At 66.4% G+C, this 15,486-nt stretch carries 12 protein-coding genes; 5 read left to right on the top strand and 7 right to left on the bottom strand.

What is annotated here, in order from left to right; all coding sequences use genetic code 11:
- The first annotated feature begins 220 nt into the window (after positions 1-220).
- Positions 221-652, top strand: a complete 432-nt coding sequence (locus tag G3M57_RS01215; RefSeq protein ID WP_082564783.1) for a glycosyltransferase family protein — start codon at positions 221-223, stop codon at positions 650-652.
- Positions 631-1,128: a glycosyltransferase gene (locus G3M57_RS01220; protein ID WP_341873445.1), complete on the top strand. Its 498-nt coding sequence runs from the start codon at positions 631-633 to the stop codon at positions 1,126-1,128. The genes G3M57_RS01215 and G3M57_RS01220 overlap by 22 nt, the downstream gene beginning before the upstream one ends.
- A 20-nt stretch (positions 1,129-1,148) precedes the next feature.
- Here the strand turns inward: G3M57_RS01220 and G3M57_RS01225 are convergent, their stop codons facing one another.
- Positions 1,149-2,288 (bottom strand): glycosyltransferase family 4 protein, encoded by a 1,140-nt coding sequence (locus tag G3M57_RS01225; RefSeq protein ID WP_163228451.1) that lies wholly within the window; start codon positions 2,286-2,288, stop codon positions 1,149-1,151.
- 253 nt (positions 2,289-2,541) lie between these two features.
- Between G3M57_RS01225 and G3M57_RS01230 the strand changes: the two genes are divergently transcribed.
- On the top strand, positions 2,542-3,624 hold the full coding sequence (locus tag G3M57_RS01230) for an acyltransferase family protein (RefSeq protein WP_163228452.1): 1,083 nt from the start codon (positions 2,542-2,544) through the stop codon (positions 3,622-3,624).
- Positions 3,625-5,047: 1,423 nt separating this feature from the next.
- Here the strand turns inward: G3M57_RS01230 and G3M57_RS01235 are convergent.
- The 3 genes from G3M57_RS01235 to G3M57_RS01245 form a co-directional block, all read right to left on the bottom strand.
- Positions 5,048-7,066 (bottom strand): acyltransferase family protein, encoded by a 2,019-nt coding sequence (locus G3M57_RS01235; protein ID WP_163228453.1) that lies wholly within the window; start codon positions 7,064-7,066, stop codon positions 5,048-5,050.
- 166 nt (positions 7,067-7,232) lie between these two features.
- Positions 7,233-8,303 carry a glycosyltransferase family 4 protein gene (locus tag G3M57_RS01240; RefSeq protein ID WP_163228454.1) on the bottom strand — a complete coding sequence of 357 codons (1,071 nt, stop codon included), beginning with the start codon at positions 8,301-8,303 and terminating at the stop codon, positions 7,233-7,235.
- Positions 8,304-8,363: 60 nt separating this feature from the next.
- Complete coding sequence (locus tag G3M57_RS01245; protein WP_163228455.1) at positions 8,364-9,536, bottom strand: acyltransferase family protein; 1,173 nt, start codon at positions 9,534-9,536, stop codon at positions 8,364-8,366.
- 273 nt (positions 9,537-9,809) lie between these two features.
- Between G3M57_RS01245 and G3M57_RS01250 the strand changes: the two genes are divergently transcribed.
- Together G3M57_RS01250 and G3M57_RS01255 are read left to right on the top strand one after the other, a co-directional pair.
- Positions 9,810-10,538 carry a polysaccharide lyase family 20 protein gene (locus G3M57_RS01250; protein WP_163228456.1) on the top strand — a complete coding sequence of 243 codons (729 nt, stop codon included), beginning with the start codon at positions 9,810-9,812 and terminating at the stop codon, positions 10,536-10,538.
- 71 nt (positions 10,539-10,609) lie between these two features.
- Positions 10,610-11,653: a glycosyltransferase family 2 protein gene (locus tag G3M57_RS01255; protein ID WP_163228457.1), complete on the top strand. Its 1,044-nt coding sequence runs from the start codon at positions 10,610-10,612 to the stop codon at positions 11,651-11,653.
- Positions 11,654-11,664: 11 nt separating this feature from the next.
- Here the strand turns inward: G3M57_RS01255 and G3M57_RS01260 are convergent, their stop codons facing one another.
- The 3 genes from G3M57_RS01260 to G3M57_RS01270 all read right to left on the bottom strand — a co-directional run bounded on the left by G3M57_RS01260 (position 11,665) and on the right by G3M57_RS01270 (position 15,472).
- Entirely contained in the window at positions 11,665-13,104 is a 1,440-nt protein-coding gene (locus tag G3M57_RS01260) for an oligosaccharide flippase family protein (RefSeq protein WP_056762225.1), read from the bottom strand.
- 92 nt (positions 13,105-13,196) lie between these two features.
- The gene (locus G3M57_RS01265; RefSeq protein ID WP_056762227.1) at positions 13,197-14,213 is read right to left on the bottom strand and encodes a glycosyltransferase family 2 protein; all 1,017 of its coding nucleotides are present in this window, start codon (positions 14,211-14,213) and stop codon (positions 13,197-13,199) included.
- Positions 14,210-15,472 (bottom strand): MATE family efflux transporter, encoded by a 1,263-nt coding sequence (locus G3M57_RS01270; RefSeq protein WP_163228458.1) that lies wholly within the window; start codon positions 15,470-15,472, stop codon positions 14,210-14,212. Before G3M57_RS01270 ends, G3M57_RS01265 begins: the two co-directional genes overlap by 4 nt.
- Positions 15,473-15,486: the final 14 nt, after the last annotated feature.

Raw genomic sequence — 15,486 nt, forward strand, 5'->3', positions numbered from 1 at the left:
TTGGCCTTAATTTCGAGCCAAAATGTTTCAATGGCATTTCTTAAGGTCGAGCCTTGCTTATACTCGTCGGCGGGAAGGCTTGGCTCCGGTCCGCAGAACACCTTTTGGGGAATGATGAGGCCATGATCGACCGCCCGCTGCGTGCGGAGGCAGGATTGGGGTTGGGCCGATCGCGCCCGACAGGGCCCCTGCGGCCATGACCGCGCCAAGACTTCTTCTCGTGGCGTCCGCCGGAGGGCATTGGGTTCAGCTGTCGCGGCTGGTCGCCGCCTTCGACGGGTTCGACGTACAATGCGTCACGACGATCAAGGGCGCGCGCGCGCCTTGCGGCGGGCGGCCGGTGGCCATTGTGAGAGACGGGTCCCAGACCGATCCCATGGCGTTGGTGATCATGTTCGCGCAACTGCTGTTCATCGTGCTGAAGTTCCGCCCGTCCACGATCGTGACCACGGGCGCGGCGCCAGGCGTCTTCGCGGTGCGGCTGGGCAAGCTGCTGGGCGCGCGGACGGTCTGGATCGACAGCATCGCCAATTCCGAGGAACTTTCCCTGTCCGGCCGCCTGGTGCGCAAGCATGTGGATCTTTGCCTGACCCAATGGCCCCACCTCACGGACGCCTATCCAGACGTGCAATGTTTTGGGTCGGTCATTTGATACTGCTGTCAGTAGGCACCCAACTTCCATTCGACAGGCTGGTGCGGACGGTCGACGACTGGGCGATCGCCACCGGGCGGTCGGACGTGGTCGCGCAGATCGGTCCCTCGACCTACGTGCCCCGTTCGCTGAAGGCCTTCCCCTTCCTCGCCCCCCAGGCTTTCCAGGAACTGCAGTTGAACGCGACGATCATGATCAGCCATGCGGGCATGGGTTCGATCCTGACGGCGATGGAATATGGCAAGCCGATCATCATCATGGCCCGCGATCACCGGCGGGGCGAACACCGCAATGGGCACCAGTTGGCGACCGCCGAGCGCTTCAAGGCCGTTCCCGGGATCTATGTCGCGTCAGACGAGCGCGGCCTTGTCGAACATCTGACCCGCTTGGCCGAGTTGACGGGCTCGGAGAAATTGCCGTCGCGCGCGCCCGCCAGCTTCACGGATCGGCTGCGCGACTTTATTCTTAGAGCCTAGAATTCTAAGCCTGAACGGCGTCAGTCGAACAGTTCGACCAGCTGCCGCCCGATCCGTGGCCAGGCCAGGGCTTGGCTCAGCAGGACGCGGCCGCGGGCCGCGCGATCGGACCACTCGGCCTTGGGCGTGGCGTAGAAGGCCAGGATTGACCGGGTGACGCCGTCGCGGTCGACAGGCGTTGGGATCTCCACCGCCGCCAGGCCGGCGGCGATGAGATCGGCGATGCCGCCCGCCGGCGCGGCGATGACCGGGCGGCCGGCCATGCCCGCCAACACCGCCACGCCGCTCTGCGAGTTGAAGTCGGTATAGGGCATGAGCAGGGCGTCGCACGCCGAGAGCAGTTCGTTGACCCGTTCGTCGGTGATGAAGCCGGTCTCCATGACTAGGCCGTCGGGGCAGCGAGCGGCGATCGCCCGGCATTCGTCCAGATAGGTTGGGTCGTTGGGGTCCTTGGCCCCGGCGACGATCATGCTGACGCGGCAGCCGGCTTCGCGCGCGGCGATAACCGCTTCCATCGCCAGGGCCACCTGCTTGTTGCGGCGGATCGTGCCGAACGCCAGCAGCGTGCCAGAGCCCGGAAGGGGCCCCGCGGCGGGAACCTCGAAGGCGCCGTGCGGCGACACCACGATCTTGCTGGCGGGCACGCCGAACAATCGCACCAGAGGACCCCTGCCTGCTTCGGACAGCACGACGATCACCGAGGCGCAGTCGTAAATCAGCCGATAACCCGCGCGCTCCAGCCAGCGCCACCGCGCCGACAGGCTCCAGGAATGAGGTTCCGGATCGTGGCAGACCAAGGCGATCCTGGCGCCGGTCAGCCTCAGCAACATTAGGGGCCAGATCGCGAAAACGAACGGGTCAGGAATGCTGACGATGAAGCGACGGCTGGTGAAGCGCGCCGCCAGCAGCGCGCCAAGCCCCCCCGCCACCCGGGCGAGCGAAAAGAGCGCCCGGCGCGGACGTGAGCCGCCGTCGACCAACTCGCGGACCGGGCGGACGCGGCGGACGTTGTCCAGATGGGCGGCGGGGTCTTCCGGATAGCCGGCCGGTGCGATGAACACGACCTTGCATCCCGTCGCGGCCAGGCCCTCCACCAGACCCTGGGCGTACAGGCCCGCCCCCGAGCGCCAGGCACGCGTATAGACGACGATCCGCTTCAACGGTGACGGCTCCCGATGCTCCAATGGAATGACGCTGGCCAAATCGGATTTCGCCAACGCTCAGAGCCTTATCGCGCGTTGGGACTTCAGCCAATCTTCCGTCGCCGGGATCGACACCGCGACGCACAGTCGCCCTCCAAAGCGCGTGTTCCGGGGGCGGTCCGACCATCAGGGTCTCGCGGCGGGCGCCGTCGCTTTCCAATACGGCCCGGGCGCGATAGTCAGAAGCCTATTTCCTGATCTTGGAGCCCGAATGGGACGCTACCTGCCGCAGATCGACGGACTTCGCGCCGTGGCGGTGTCCGCGGTCGTCATCGATCATTGCTTCGGACCACAGATTTTGGTGGGCGGCCATATCGGGGTCGATATCTTCTTCGTTATCAGCGGCTTCTTGATCACGGGCCTGCTGGTGGAGGAAATTGATCGCGACGGGCGCGCCTCGCTTCGCGACTTCTACGCCAGGCGTTTCCTACGAATCATGCCGGCCCTGTTGGGCGTGTCGCTTTTCGTCGTGACCGCGCTGCTGGCGGGCTCGTTGGTGGCCAGGCGACTGGACCTCTGGGGCGAGCTGCGCAACGTACTCTACGCTCTAGGCAGCCTCATGAACTGGGCCCGGGCGCTTGGCTGGACCGGGGGCGGCTTCCTGGGCCACGCCTGGTCCCTGAGCGTAGAGGAGCAATTTTACCTGGTTTGGCCGCTGCTGTTGAATGCGACGGCTGTGCGCCTGGATCACAGGCGATACGCCATGGTGCTGATCGGGGTGATGCTGGCCCTGGCGGCCTGGCGCGGTTTCCTAGCGTGGAACGGCGCCAGCCCCGAGCGTCTGTACAACGGCACGGACACGCGCGCCGACGGCTTGCTGCTGGGCGCGGCCCTGGCCTTGTCGGGCGTGCGAAGGCTGCCGGCCATTCTGCTCAAGGCCTGGCCGGTTCCCGTGTTCGTCTTGATCGTGGTCGCGGCTTCCACCCCGTGGTCCGCGCCCTTCCTGGGCTATGGAGGCTTCACCCTGGTGGCGCTTTCCGCGGCCTGGTTGGTGGCTTTGGCGGTGGACGATCGCGCGCCGTTCGTCGCTTGGCTGAAGTCGCCAGTCGCTCTCTGGATCGGCAAGAGGTCCTACAGCCTCTACCTATGGCACTTTCCGATCCTGATGATCTTCTCGTTCGCTGGACTGCGCTCGCGGCTCACCGACGTCGTGACGGTCGTGGCCTCACTCCTGGCCGCGCACCTGTCCTACAGGCTGATCGAGCAACCCTTCCTGCGCCTGAAAGGGCGCTTTCTGGACCTCTGGGGCAAGCGCCCGCGGGGCGAACGACGGGTACCGAACTCCACCCCCTAGCCAGGGGAGCGGGCGGCCGGGTCGGGTCGGCCGGTTCTTCAGGTAGACATAGAAGGCGGCGATGAAAATCGCCGACAGCACGGTCGAGGATCCCGACCACAGATCGGGGGCGATGATGCCCAGGGAGGTGCAGGCGCAGCCGGCCAGCGCCAGGCCGTCGGCGTCCGCGCGCTCGAAGCCCAGAGCCTGGAGGAAGAAGCCGGAGAAAGCGCTGATGGCGCTGATCATCATGAAGATGATCAGGCCGACGACGCCGCCGGTGTAGAAAACCCCCACCGCGCCGATATCCGAGAAGAAGAAGGTGGTCGTCGCCATCAGGTTGATGGTGTCGTCGCGGCTGCTGGCCAGGCCAACGCCGAACAGCCAATAGTCTCGCACGAAGTACTTGGTGGCCTCATACGACAGCGAACGGATCGTGGCCGAGGAATCGTTGCTCCCGAACATGTCGAAGGGACGGAACGCGTGATCGTTCAGGCCGACGATCAGCACCAGCGAAACGGCAAAGAAGGCCAGGAAGCAAAGGACGCCGACCCGCTTAGTGTTCCGCAGCACGGTGTAGGTCCCGAGCGCGAAGATCGTGACCGCCGTCACCGCGCGGAAATACGAAAGCCAGATGCCGGCCGCGAACAGGGCGAAGGTCAGCAAGTAGAGCCACTTTTTGGTGACGAAGGCCCGAGTGAACGACAGGCACAGGCCAAACACCATCAGGGACGACATCATCGCAAAGCGCGAAGGGCGGCCAATCCGCAGGTCCGCGGCGATGAACAGCTTTTCCGCGCCGGGGTCGGTCGGCGCTTTCAGGCCTCCAAGGCCCAGGCTGAGCGCCAGGTAGAAGAGCGCGTAGACCAACGCCACACCGAACAGAACGTTGATGAGGGTCTTGCGCTCGAGGTTGACCAGGGCCGCAACGAAGATGACAGAGGAGAAGAGCCCAATATAGACCGAAATGGCGTTGAGGTTGGCGTCGCGCCCCCAGGCCGTCGAGAACCAGTAGACCTGCGAAGCCGCATAGATGGTCGCGATGACGCTCCACAGGACGATGCCGTACTGGCGATAGACGATGCAGATAGCCGAGGCCAGGCCAAGAGTCAGCAGCTCCAGACCCAGGGCGACCGTGCGGCCGTTGGGGCCGGCGTAGAAGCTGATGCGGCCCTGGTGGGCCACGAACGCGATCAGGAATATCACCAGCGCGAGCGTTGTCGCCAGCCTGGCCAGCCATGGCTTCGGTGTGGCGGTCGGATGCACGAATTCGGCTTTGCTGATGTTGGTGAGCGACGAAGCGGCGATCGCTTCCGATCGTGGGGAACTGGTATCAGTGCGCGCCAAATCAGGCAACATCAGGGAGCCTTCGCTTCGAGGCGGCGGCCGTACAGTTCAGTTCGTGTGCGCCGGCGGGTAATCACTAGATCAATCCACTCTAGACTTAGCGGCTACTGGCCGAAGCGGCCGACGCGCGCAAGGCGAAACCTTCAGTGGCTGCGCCGGCGCCCATTGCGGTCAGGTGCTGGAAGTCGAAATAGTAGAGCCTGTCAGGTGCGCCGTAACGACAGCCTTCCTGCCCGCACAGCCGGGCCTTCGTGTCCAAGAAGGTCACGCCTGGGCGCCCGTTGGCGACCGAGCGCAGCACGGGCGTCGCCGGATCATCGAAGATCTCGTCGCCATGGGCGGTGAAGACCCCTGGTGTGCGTGCGAACCAGCGCTGCGCTGCGGCTCTGGCGGGCATCATGTCGCCGACCATGCGACTGTAGGGATCGAAACGGAAGGACGGGACGTCGTCGACCAGGACCACGCGCCGCCCGGCCGCCGTTAGACGCGCCACCGTATCGTTCAGTGCATCGGCCAGCGGAACGGTCGCGCCCTGGCTGTCGACCAAGGTCATGTCCGAGGGCCAGTAGCTGGCCAGCACAACGACCTGGATTTCCGGATGGCGCTCGACATAGGTGAAGGTCTCGCGCTGGAAGGCCAGGCACTGCGCCCGGTGACCTGGGCGGCCAGGCTCTTCGCGAACGAAGCCCCACAGCGACGGGCACGAGGACTTGGTGATCTGGCCGAAACCGAAGCCGTCGCGCGCCGCCAGCGCCTTGAAGCCGGGCGCGATCGCGCTGCCGTGGCTGTCGCCCAGCACCAAGACGCGGGGACCCGCGGACGCCGGCAGGCAGGTCGCCGGATCCTGCGGCGATACGGCCCCGTAGGGGGCCAGGCAGGGGTCGGCCCGGGCATCGCTGACCGTCCGGGACATTTGCCGCACGGCCGGCGAGAACCGGCCCGGCCAGCCGTCGGCCAGGAAGAAGAGCAGGGCGGGCAGCGCGATCAGCATCGCGACGGCGCCGTAGCGCATCAGGACGGTCTTCTCCCCAAGGACGCGGCGACGGAAGGGCTGTTCCACCCACCGCCACGAAGCCGTCGCCGGGACCAGGGACAGCACCAGCAGGGCCAGGGGCGGCAGGCCCTGGCCGTTCGGCGCCAGGATGCGGTTCAGGAAGAACAGCGGCCAGTGCCACAGGTACCAAGAATAGGAGATCTTGCCGATGAAGACGAAGGGACTCCAAGACAGGACCCGGCGGTTGAACAGGCTGCCGGGCGTGGCGATCAAGATTGCCGTGGCCAGCGTCGGGATCAGGGCGTACCAGCCGGGAAAGGCGTAGGCGGGCCGGTAGAGCGCCATGGCCGCCGCCAGGGCCGCGACGGCGGCGACCGCTGAGACGTCGGCGACCGGGCGCGGGATCGTCCAGGCGCTCGCGCGGCGTTCGGACAGCGCCAGAACCGCGCCCAGGCCCAGCTCCCAGGCGCGGGTCGGCAGCAGGTAGAAGGCCGCCTTCGGATCCAGGTGCGTCAGCGCGATCGAGCCGGCGAATGAGACCAGGGTTCCCAGGACCAGGATGGGCATGAACAGCCGCGGCCTGATCCTCAGGCACAGCAGCACTAGAATCGGGAAGACGATGTAGAACTGCTCCTCAACGCCCAGCGACCAGCTCATCAGCAGCGGTAGGTGGTCGGAGGCGGGGTCGAAATAGCCGCCGGCCGTGTAGAACAGGAGGTTGGAGGCGCCGAAGACGGCCGCGAAGGCCTCCTTGCCCAGTTCCCGCAGCTCAAGCGGCGTCAGCAGCAAGGCGCCCAGGCCGAACAGGACGGCCAGTAGCGCATAGAGGGCCGGCAGGATGCGCCGCACCCGCCGGGCGTAGAATTGCGAGAAGCGGAATTCGCCGGCGACGGCCTCGCGGAAGACCTGACCGCCGATCAGGTAGCCGGAGATGACGAAGAACACGTCCACGCCGATGAAGCCGCCGAGCAGTCCGTGGAAGCCGGCATGGAACACTACCACGGCCAGCACAGCGATCGCGCGCAGACCGTCGATGTCCGGTCTGTAGGCGCCGGTCCAGGTTGTCGGCGAACCGACAGGCTCGGGGGCGCGGGCGGCGTTAGGCGCGGCTTCCTGGATCATGCGGGTCCGGTTGTCTTCGTTCGACCCGCGCAAGGCAAGGCGTGAAAGGCCCTGCGGCGCGGGCAGACCGCGCTCCGAGCGCGGGCGAAGCGGAAATCGCACGCGGTCGCCCGCCGCTTGAGCGCGACGCCGCCGACGCGAAGTCCAGCCCGGGCGGCCGCGGTCGTCACAGCGACCTGTAGAGCTCGGCGAACCGCTCGGCGCAGGCCGCAACGGAAAAATGCGCTTCGAACCGCCGCAATCCCGCCTGGCCGTAGGCGGCGCGTCGCTCGGGCGACTGGATCAGGGTGGCCAGGGCCTGGGCCAGTTGCGCCACGTCGTCGGGCTCGACCAGTAGACCGGTCTCGCCGTCAAGGACCTGCTGGGGAATGCCGCCGATCCGGGTGGACACGACGGGAAGCCCCCGGGCCATGGCTTCCAAGATCGCCACGGGCTGGTTCTCGGCGCGGGAGGGTAGGACCAGCAGGTCGGCGCCCCGTAGCACTTTGTCGGCGCCCGCCTCGTCCACCCAGCCTGGAAAGTCGATCCGGTCGAGCACGCCCGCGCGCTCGGCATGAGCGCGGGCCGTCTCCAGGTCGCCGTTGCCGCCGATCGTGACGGCGAAGTCCAGGCCGTCGGCCTTGAGCTGGGCCAGGGCGTCGATTAGGACGTCCACGCCCTTGCGATGGCCCACCTCGCCCAGGAAGGCGATCGCCGGAACAGCGTTGGGCGCCCGCGCGACGGCGGGGGCGGCTGGCACGCCGTTGGGGATCTCGACCACCTTGGCCAGCGGCAGCCGCAGCTCGGTCAGCATGAACCGTTTCCAGTGGTCGCCCAGGGCCACGACCGCGTCGGCCCGGGCGAAAAACGCCCGCACGGCGGCCTGATGCTTGACCGTCAGGTCAGCGTAGAACTCGTCATAGCCGCTGCCGTGGAGGTGCAGGACCGTCCGCATGCCCAGCGCCTTGGCCACGGCCTGGTAGAGCTGCTTGCGCAAGGTCGATCCGCGCGGCGCGACGTTGAGGTGCGCCACGTCGATGCGTCCGATCCCGCATTGCAGCGCGAAGGCGGCCAGGGCGAACGGGGCGGTGAGGTGCTTGAGCACAGCGTTGTCGCTGTAGCGCGAGCGATAGACGTGCGTCTCGATATCGGGGATGTGCGCCTGGATATGGCGCGTTAGATAGGCCGTCACGCGCACAATCCCGCCGCGGCCCGAAAGGCCTTCGGGAATGACGATCGCAACTCGTTTCTTTTTCACCGGGGCGTCCGTGCTTTGGCCGGGTCGTGTCTTCGGCGGAGGGGGGCGTCAGCAGCTGACCTATCGCTGGCTTTGCCCGGGCGGCCGCGGGGTCGTCAAGGACAAGCCTGCGTTCGGGGCCGGAGCGAGCGCCAGCGCCGCCTCCGCCGTCACGGTTGGAGGCTCGCTCCTGCGGCCCAACGTGGACAGGCGCCTGAGCAGCCACTTCTCGACGGTCAAATGGATGACCAGGGCCGTCGCCACCGCCACGAGCGCAAGGATCACGAACATCGCTTCGGCTGACAGGGGCAGGCGCTTGAGAAGGCGCAGGGCCAGGGAAGCCAGCGGCTGGTGGATTAGATAGAGAACGTAGGACGACCCGCCGGCCGCCTTCCAGAAGCCGGGCGCGGGCATGGTCCAGGTGGCCTCCAGCCGCACCAGGCCGCTAATCAGCGCCGCCGCGCCCAGCAACAGCCCGATCATGCCGAACGGACCTAGGATGTCGACATCGTGCGATGCGCTCCGGCCGAAGGTCCACTCGATCGCGCAAAGCAAAGCCAGGAGGCCGCCGCCCAGGCCGATCAGCGGCCAGGGCCGCGAGCCGCTGGACACGTTGACGGTGGCCGCCACGATCATGCCCAGGCCGAAGCCCAGGTTCAGTGTGCTGGCGACCACCGACCAGGATCCCATCCAAGGCACGGTGTCGACCCCGGCGGCCAGGGCGTAGAGCCCAGCGACCATGCTGATCGCGATCCAGACGCCGATCGCCCAGAACGCCTTGGGTCCGAACCACAGGGCCAGGGCGAACAGGGCGTAGAACACCATCTCGTGTCGCAGCGTCCAGGAAATCGACAGAATGGCGTCGGCGTGGGGCAGCAGCAGCAGGTCGGCGGCCACGCCCAGCGGCGTCAGTTCGCGCTGACCGGCCATCGACGGGCTGACCAAAAAGGCCAGCAGCATGGCCACGGAGATGGCCAGGAACATCGGAAACAGGCGCACCGCCCGTTTGACGACAAACCGGCCCACCGCGCCGGCCTGTCCCAAATCGGCGCGGTGGACGTGATAGATGATGAAGCCGCTCAGCACGAAGAAGTAGGGGACGCCGACATGTCCAGGCCGAAAGATGTCGCCAAAGACCGTCACGCCGCGAAAGTTGGCGATCACGCCAGTGTAGTGGAAAAGCATGACGCCCAGAGCGGCGAAAAAGCGCCCAGCCTCCAGGGAAATCAATTTGTTGCCGTCGGAGCGCGCCATGATAGGTCTCTAATCCCTCATCCAAGCTTGGCAGTTATTGCCCGATCAGCCGGCGACGCTCTTTTTTGAGATCGTATATGGTAAAGTCGTGCGTTGTCGCGGTTAGCGCCGGGTTAGACGAAGTTCCGATAGGGACAATTCACGCTCATTTTCAGGCGAGGCCCCATGTCCGACTTCAAGACTCATGCCGCCGAACCCAAGCGGCGACGCCGATGGATCGCAGGGATTTTGGGGGGGAGCTTGGCTCTGGGCTCGATTGTCGGGGCCGCGGCGATGTCCACGCAGGAAGGACGGGAGGTCGTCGTCGAGGCGGCCGACGCGCTCAAGTCGGTGCCGCGTCACCTGCGCACCGAAAGCAATCCGGAACTGATCCGCGCCGAGAACCCGCGCTTTCAGGTGCAGAACGCCGGGCAGCCCTGGAACTATGTCGTCAAGGGCTCATCGGCGCGCTTCGAAGTTCGCCCAGGCGACAGCCTGCCAGGCGACGGCAAGATCAAGGAACGTTCCGAGATCGCCACCTCCCTGCGGATGAAGCGGGACAGACCCTACGAGATCAACTTCAACCTGATGATCGAGCCCGGCCCGCCGAACACGGCCAGTTGGATGACCCTCAGCCAGATCCAGTCCACGCCCGATCCGGGCGAGCCGGGGCACAGTCCGCCGTTCGCGATCGAGATGGTCGGCGAGCGCATGCGGATCATCACCCGCGACGATCCCAATCGCCTCGCCAGCCGCGAGACCACCACCTACCACGCCCACTACACCGATGAGCGGCCGATCAAGCGCGGCCACTGGTACCGGATGCGCATCCGGGTGAAGTTCGGACCGTCCGGCGACGGCTTCCTGCAAGTCTTCCGCGACGGCCGTCGACTGGTCGACTATCAAGGCCCCCTGGGCTTTGAGGACATCGTCGGTCCATACTGGAAGGAAGGCGTCTACAGGGCTTCGGCCAGGGAGCCTTTCGCCGCCAATTTCAAGAACCTGAGCATCAAGCCGCGCTAGGCGCGCCCGGCGGGGGCGGGGGGCGTCGCATCGAAGACGAGGTGGAAGGCCGAAATGACGGTGAACTTCGCGTGACGCAAAGCCAAGCCAATCCCCGGGCCGCCGTGATCATCCTCAATTGGCGGGCGGCCGCCGACACCGTCCAGTGCGCGTTGAGCGCTGCGGCATTGGACCACGAGAACTTGGACATCATCGTCTGCGACAACGCTTCGGGCGATGGTTCCTTCGAGGCGATCGGGGCAAGCCTGGCCGAGCAACTCCCTACGATCAACCAGCACCGCGTCGCTCGCGGCATGCGACCTTTCGTCCAAGGGGCGCTTGAGGCCTCGACCCTGGCCACGCCTCCGCACGTTGACGATGCGAGTCGCCGACTGTGGGTGGTCCAGACCGGCCGCAACGGCGGCTATGCTGCAGGCAACAATGTCGGCGCCCGCCTGGCCCTGGCCGAACCCGACGTGGAGTACGTATGGATCCTGAACAACGACACCCGGGTTGAACCAGACGCCATGACCAGGCTGCTGGAGCGCATGGCCCAGGACCCGGCCATCGGCATCTGCGGCGCCAAGGTGGTCTATCTTGAGAACCCCGATCGCGTGCAGTCGCTGGGCGGCGGCCGGTTCCTGCGCGGCCGGGCCCGCTGCGAACTGATCGGCATGGGCTCGTCCGCCCAGACGCCAGTCGACGCCGGCGCGGTCGAGGCGACGCTCAGCTACGTCAATGGCGCGGCGGCTCTGGTCCGGCGAACCCTGATCGAGACCGTCGGCTATATGGACGAGGGCTACTTCCTCTATTGGGAGGAGATTGACTGGGCGGTCCGAGCCGCGGGCCGATTCCGGCTGGGCTATTGCGACGCGGCCAAGGTCTATCACCGGGTCGGCATGTCGATCGGCACCAGCGATGATGGGCAGTCTTCGATGCTCTCGGAATTTTACCTGACGCGCAGCAAGTTCCGCTTCCTGCGCCGCCACCATCCCGGACTCCTGCTCCTGGCCCTGCCTAACCTCGGCCGCGCGGTCGTTCGCGAGCTCCTCGCCGGCCGACCAGCCCGTGCACGCAACCTGCTCGTCGCCGCCGTGGGCGGCCGCTTGCAGCCAAGCGCCGCCGCGCGGGCCTGACGTCGAGATCCCTACCCAGGCTTGAACCGCTTAAGGAGGCGGCTGGCTTCTTGGACGAGGGGGTGACGGCAAAGGATCAGAGCGACCGCCCAGAAGGCCATCCCGAGCACCACTGAGATCGCCACCTGCCAAAGGGGTACAGCCGGATCGCCGTGCACCGCCAGCATCAGGCCGCCGGCCGGCGCGATCGCCGCGAGGGCCAGCAGTAGAGACCGGCCATAGATCGGGATGACGTCGGCGGTCGTGGTGTCCGTCAGCCGGGCCAGCGGCGGGCGGTACAGGATGATCGCGGTGGCCGCGTCGACGATCCGGGCGGCGGCGGCCCCTAGCACGCCCCCCGCCATCGCTCCGCCGGTGAAATAGGCCAGGCTAAGTCCCGCCCGGCGATACTCGATGTTCACCTGGAGCTTGGTCTCGTCACGGATGACGAAGACCTCCCAGGTCATGGTCACGCAGGTGAGCAGGACCCCGGCCAAGGCGAGCAGGGAGAGCAGGGGCGCGGCGCCTGCCCATTTGGGACCGTAGAGCAGGTGCACCAGCGGTCCGGAGAGCACCGCCACGCCGGCGAACACCGGCCAGAGCAGCGCGGTCATATTAGCCAGGATGCCCAGATAGGCCTCGCGAAGCGAGCCCGCCTTGCGTTGCTGCTCGGCGAGATCGGCGAAGACGACCTTGGTGAAAACCGTATGGATGTTGTCCCACAGGACGCTGTGCAGCGTGCCGGCCCGGGAGAACAGGCCCAAGGCGCCAAGGCCCAGCAGACGTCCCAGGATCAGTTCGCCCAGCCGGGTCGACAGCGTGTTGACCCCGCCGATCGCCATCATGCGCAGGCCAAAGGTCACTACCTTACGCCAGCGCGCCAGGCTGAGCCGCAAAGCGATGTGCTGGTGACCAAAGACGTTGACGATCACCACGGCGGCGACCGCTCCAGCCAGATTGCCCCACGCCATGCTCATATAGCTGTGGCCCGCCAGAACCCCGAGGATTGTGACGCCGGACGCCACCGTCGCCTTGCTGGCTGAGACGATCGCGATTTTGGAGAACTGCAAGTCTCGCTGCAGCAGACCTGAAGGGCGCAGTTCGAAGATGCTGACCAGCGGGGCGACGGCGATCAGGGCCATGACCGATCCGACGCCCGGCTCGGCATAGATGCGGGCCGCCACGAAGCTGGCCAGGAAGACCAGCAGCGCCAGCAGCCCGTTCAGCGCGGCGTTGATCGTGAACGCCGTGTCGATCAAGGCTTCGTCGAGTTCCGTCTCGCGAACCAGAAGGCTGAGCAAGCCAAACGTCTGGAGCGTGGCCAGAAGGCCGTTGGTTGAAAGGGCCACGGCATAGACGCCCACCTCGTAGGGCGACAGCAGCCGAGTGACCACGACCTGGGTGCCAAACTGCAGGCCGAAAAACAGCACCTGCGCCCCGGCGCTCCAAACCAGGTTGCGCCTAATGGACATGGCGCGGATGCTCTGGATGTGGAACGGGGGGGAATTTGGTCGCCGGCGGGCTGATGGAACGAGCTCGCCGAGTTGAAGCTGGCGAGACCTTGCTAATCATGCGGGCGAGCGAACGTGGACAGGGTGACCGCCTGGAGGGGACGCGTGGGTGCGACCCGTCGCCGGCAGAAGCCAATGATCAGGCCGAAGGCGGCGACGTTCCAAGAGACCAGGGAATAGAGGCCCAAGCTGAGCGAGCCGCGTCGCCAGATCAGCAGCACCAGCGGAGCCAGCAGTAAGATCGCGAACAGAGCCAGCCTCGTGATCGCTGGAAGGGGCCAAGCCAGGGTCGCGACGAGCAGGGCCCACCAGGCCATGACCGCCACGCCGTTACGAAGGTGGCTCAGCCGACCTAGTACGATCGGCAGATGCGGCCGGCCCAGCGAGCCGCGCAGGACTTCACCCGAGGCGCCCGCATAGCCCGACTTCAGGCGGCGCCACAGCATCCTGTAACCTTCGGTCTGGTGGCCGTAGTGCTCCACGGCCAGATGATCGATCTTGGCCAGTTTCCACCCGCGGCTGGTGAGCCGTGCGGCCAGGTCGAATTCTTCGAAGGCGCGCAGATTGCGGTCGGCGAAATAGCCGACATCGCGGATGGCTGAAACCCGATACAATCCGCCGCCGTCCAGGCGGTCGACCAGACCCGGCCGCCAGTTGCGGTCGCTGTTCACGGTCATCGCCCGGATCTTGAAATCGTGGCCCTCGGTGTTCATTTCACGGACCCGGCCGCCCACCGCCGCCAGCTCCGGCGAGGCCTCCAGATGAGCGATCGCGGCCGGCAGGAAGTCCGGGTGGAGCACCATGTCGCCGTCCATGAGGTAGAAATAGTCGCCGTCGGCCTGCTGAAACGCCAGTTGCGCGCCCGCGCCGCAGGAGCGTTGGGAAGGATCGGCCAGCTGCACGACCCGTACCGGCAAGGCCGAGGCGATCTCCACTGTTCGGTCCGTCGATCCGGAATCCGCCAGAACCACCTCGCCCCCGAAGGGCTCGGCCGCGCGCAGGGCGCTCGTCAGGGTTTCGGCTATGCGCTGCTCCTCGTTCAACGCCTTGACGCCAATGGTCAGTTTCATGGCCGTGACCCCGTCTCGAGGGACGGGTTCGGGACGGTCGCTTGCCATCGGCTCTTTGCTCGCCAGATCCACGCCGCGACCACCGCCTCGCCCAGGAGCACGCCGACCAGTGAATAGAGCGGCCCGCCGATCAGCAGGAACCCAGCGACGCCGACGATCGACACGCCGCACGAGACCATGCTGGCGTGAGCCAGCGGCTTGAACTGTCCGGCGGCCTGAAGCAGGACGCTTTCTGGCGTCCGCAACGTCCGCACGCCGGCGATCGCCAGCCACAGCAGGGTGCCGATCACCAGGTAGTGTCGGTCGTAGTCCTTGGGGAACAGCGCGCCTGGCGCGTAGCGCATCATCACCAGGGCGACCACCACGGTCGCTATCCAGGCGATGGCCAGCATGGCCCGGAAGAATCGCACCGTGGCGAAGGTCTCCTGGTGGCGATCTTCCGCCAGTTGCCGCGCCATCTGAGGCCGTTCAAATTCCGTAAGGGCGTTGGTGGTGACGCTGATCGGGCGCATGAGCAGGGCGCTCGCTGCGAGCGGCGCGAAGGCGGTCGCGCCGCTGATCAGGGTCACGATATAGGCGTGGGCGTTGGCGGTGGCTTCCGTGGTCAGCACGCCGGTAAGAGACCAGCCCGAATGTTCGCGCCAGACCTTGGCGTAGAGCGGCACGGCCCGAGGGCTGACCTCGAGGAATTGCCGCTTCAGGTACCGCGGGCCAAACGGGAGCAGACTTAGCAGGGCGCCCACGAATAGGCCCGCGTAGGGCGCCAGGATTGAAGTGCTGTGCGACAGCGACACCAGGCCGACGCTGCTCAGGAGGGTGAGGCTGTAGACAAGGTCTGAAATCGTCGTCAGCCATTGCTTTCCCATCGCATAGGCGTAGGCGCGCGCGAACCAGCGCAGCAGCATCAACATGGCGTAGCCGGCGAAAAGCAGGCTCGCCGTGGCGTCGGTGCGCAACAGCAGGCCAATCGTCGCGAAAATCGCGAAAGCCACGACTGACAGCGCCAGGCTGGTGGACATCAGGCAGCGGCGCATGACCTGGTCGCGGTCTTCGTCCCGTGACAGCAGGATCGGCATGGGCGCGCAGAACAAAGCGCTCCAAAGGCCCGTGCTAAGCTGGGAGGCCACCAATAGAAACGAAAACGTCCCGAACGCGCCGGGATCCAGAACGTGCAGCAATTGTACGGAGAGGACGAACTGTGATCCGGCCGTCCCCACCGGACCCGCCGCGGCCAGGCCATAGCGCAAGGTCTTCCACACCAGCCGCGCCAGGG

The organism is Caulobacter rhizosphaerae, from assembly GCF_010977555.1.
GTDB lineage: Bacteria > Pseudomonadota > Alphaproteobacteria > Caulobacterales > Caulobacteraceae > Caulobacter > Caulobacter rhizosphaerae.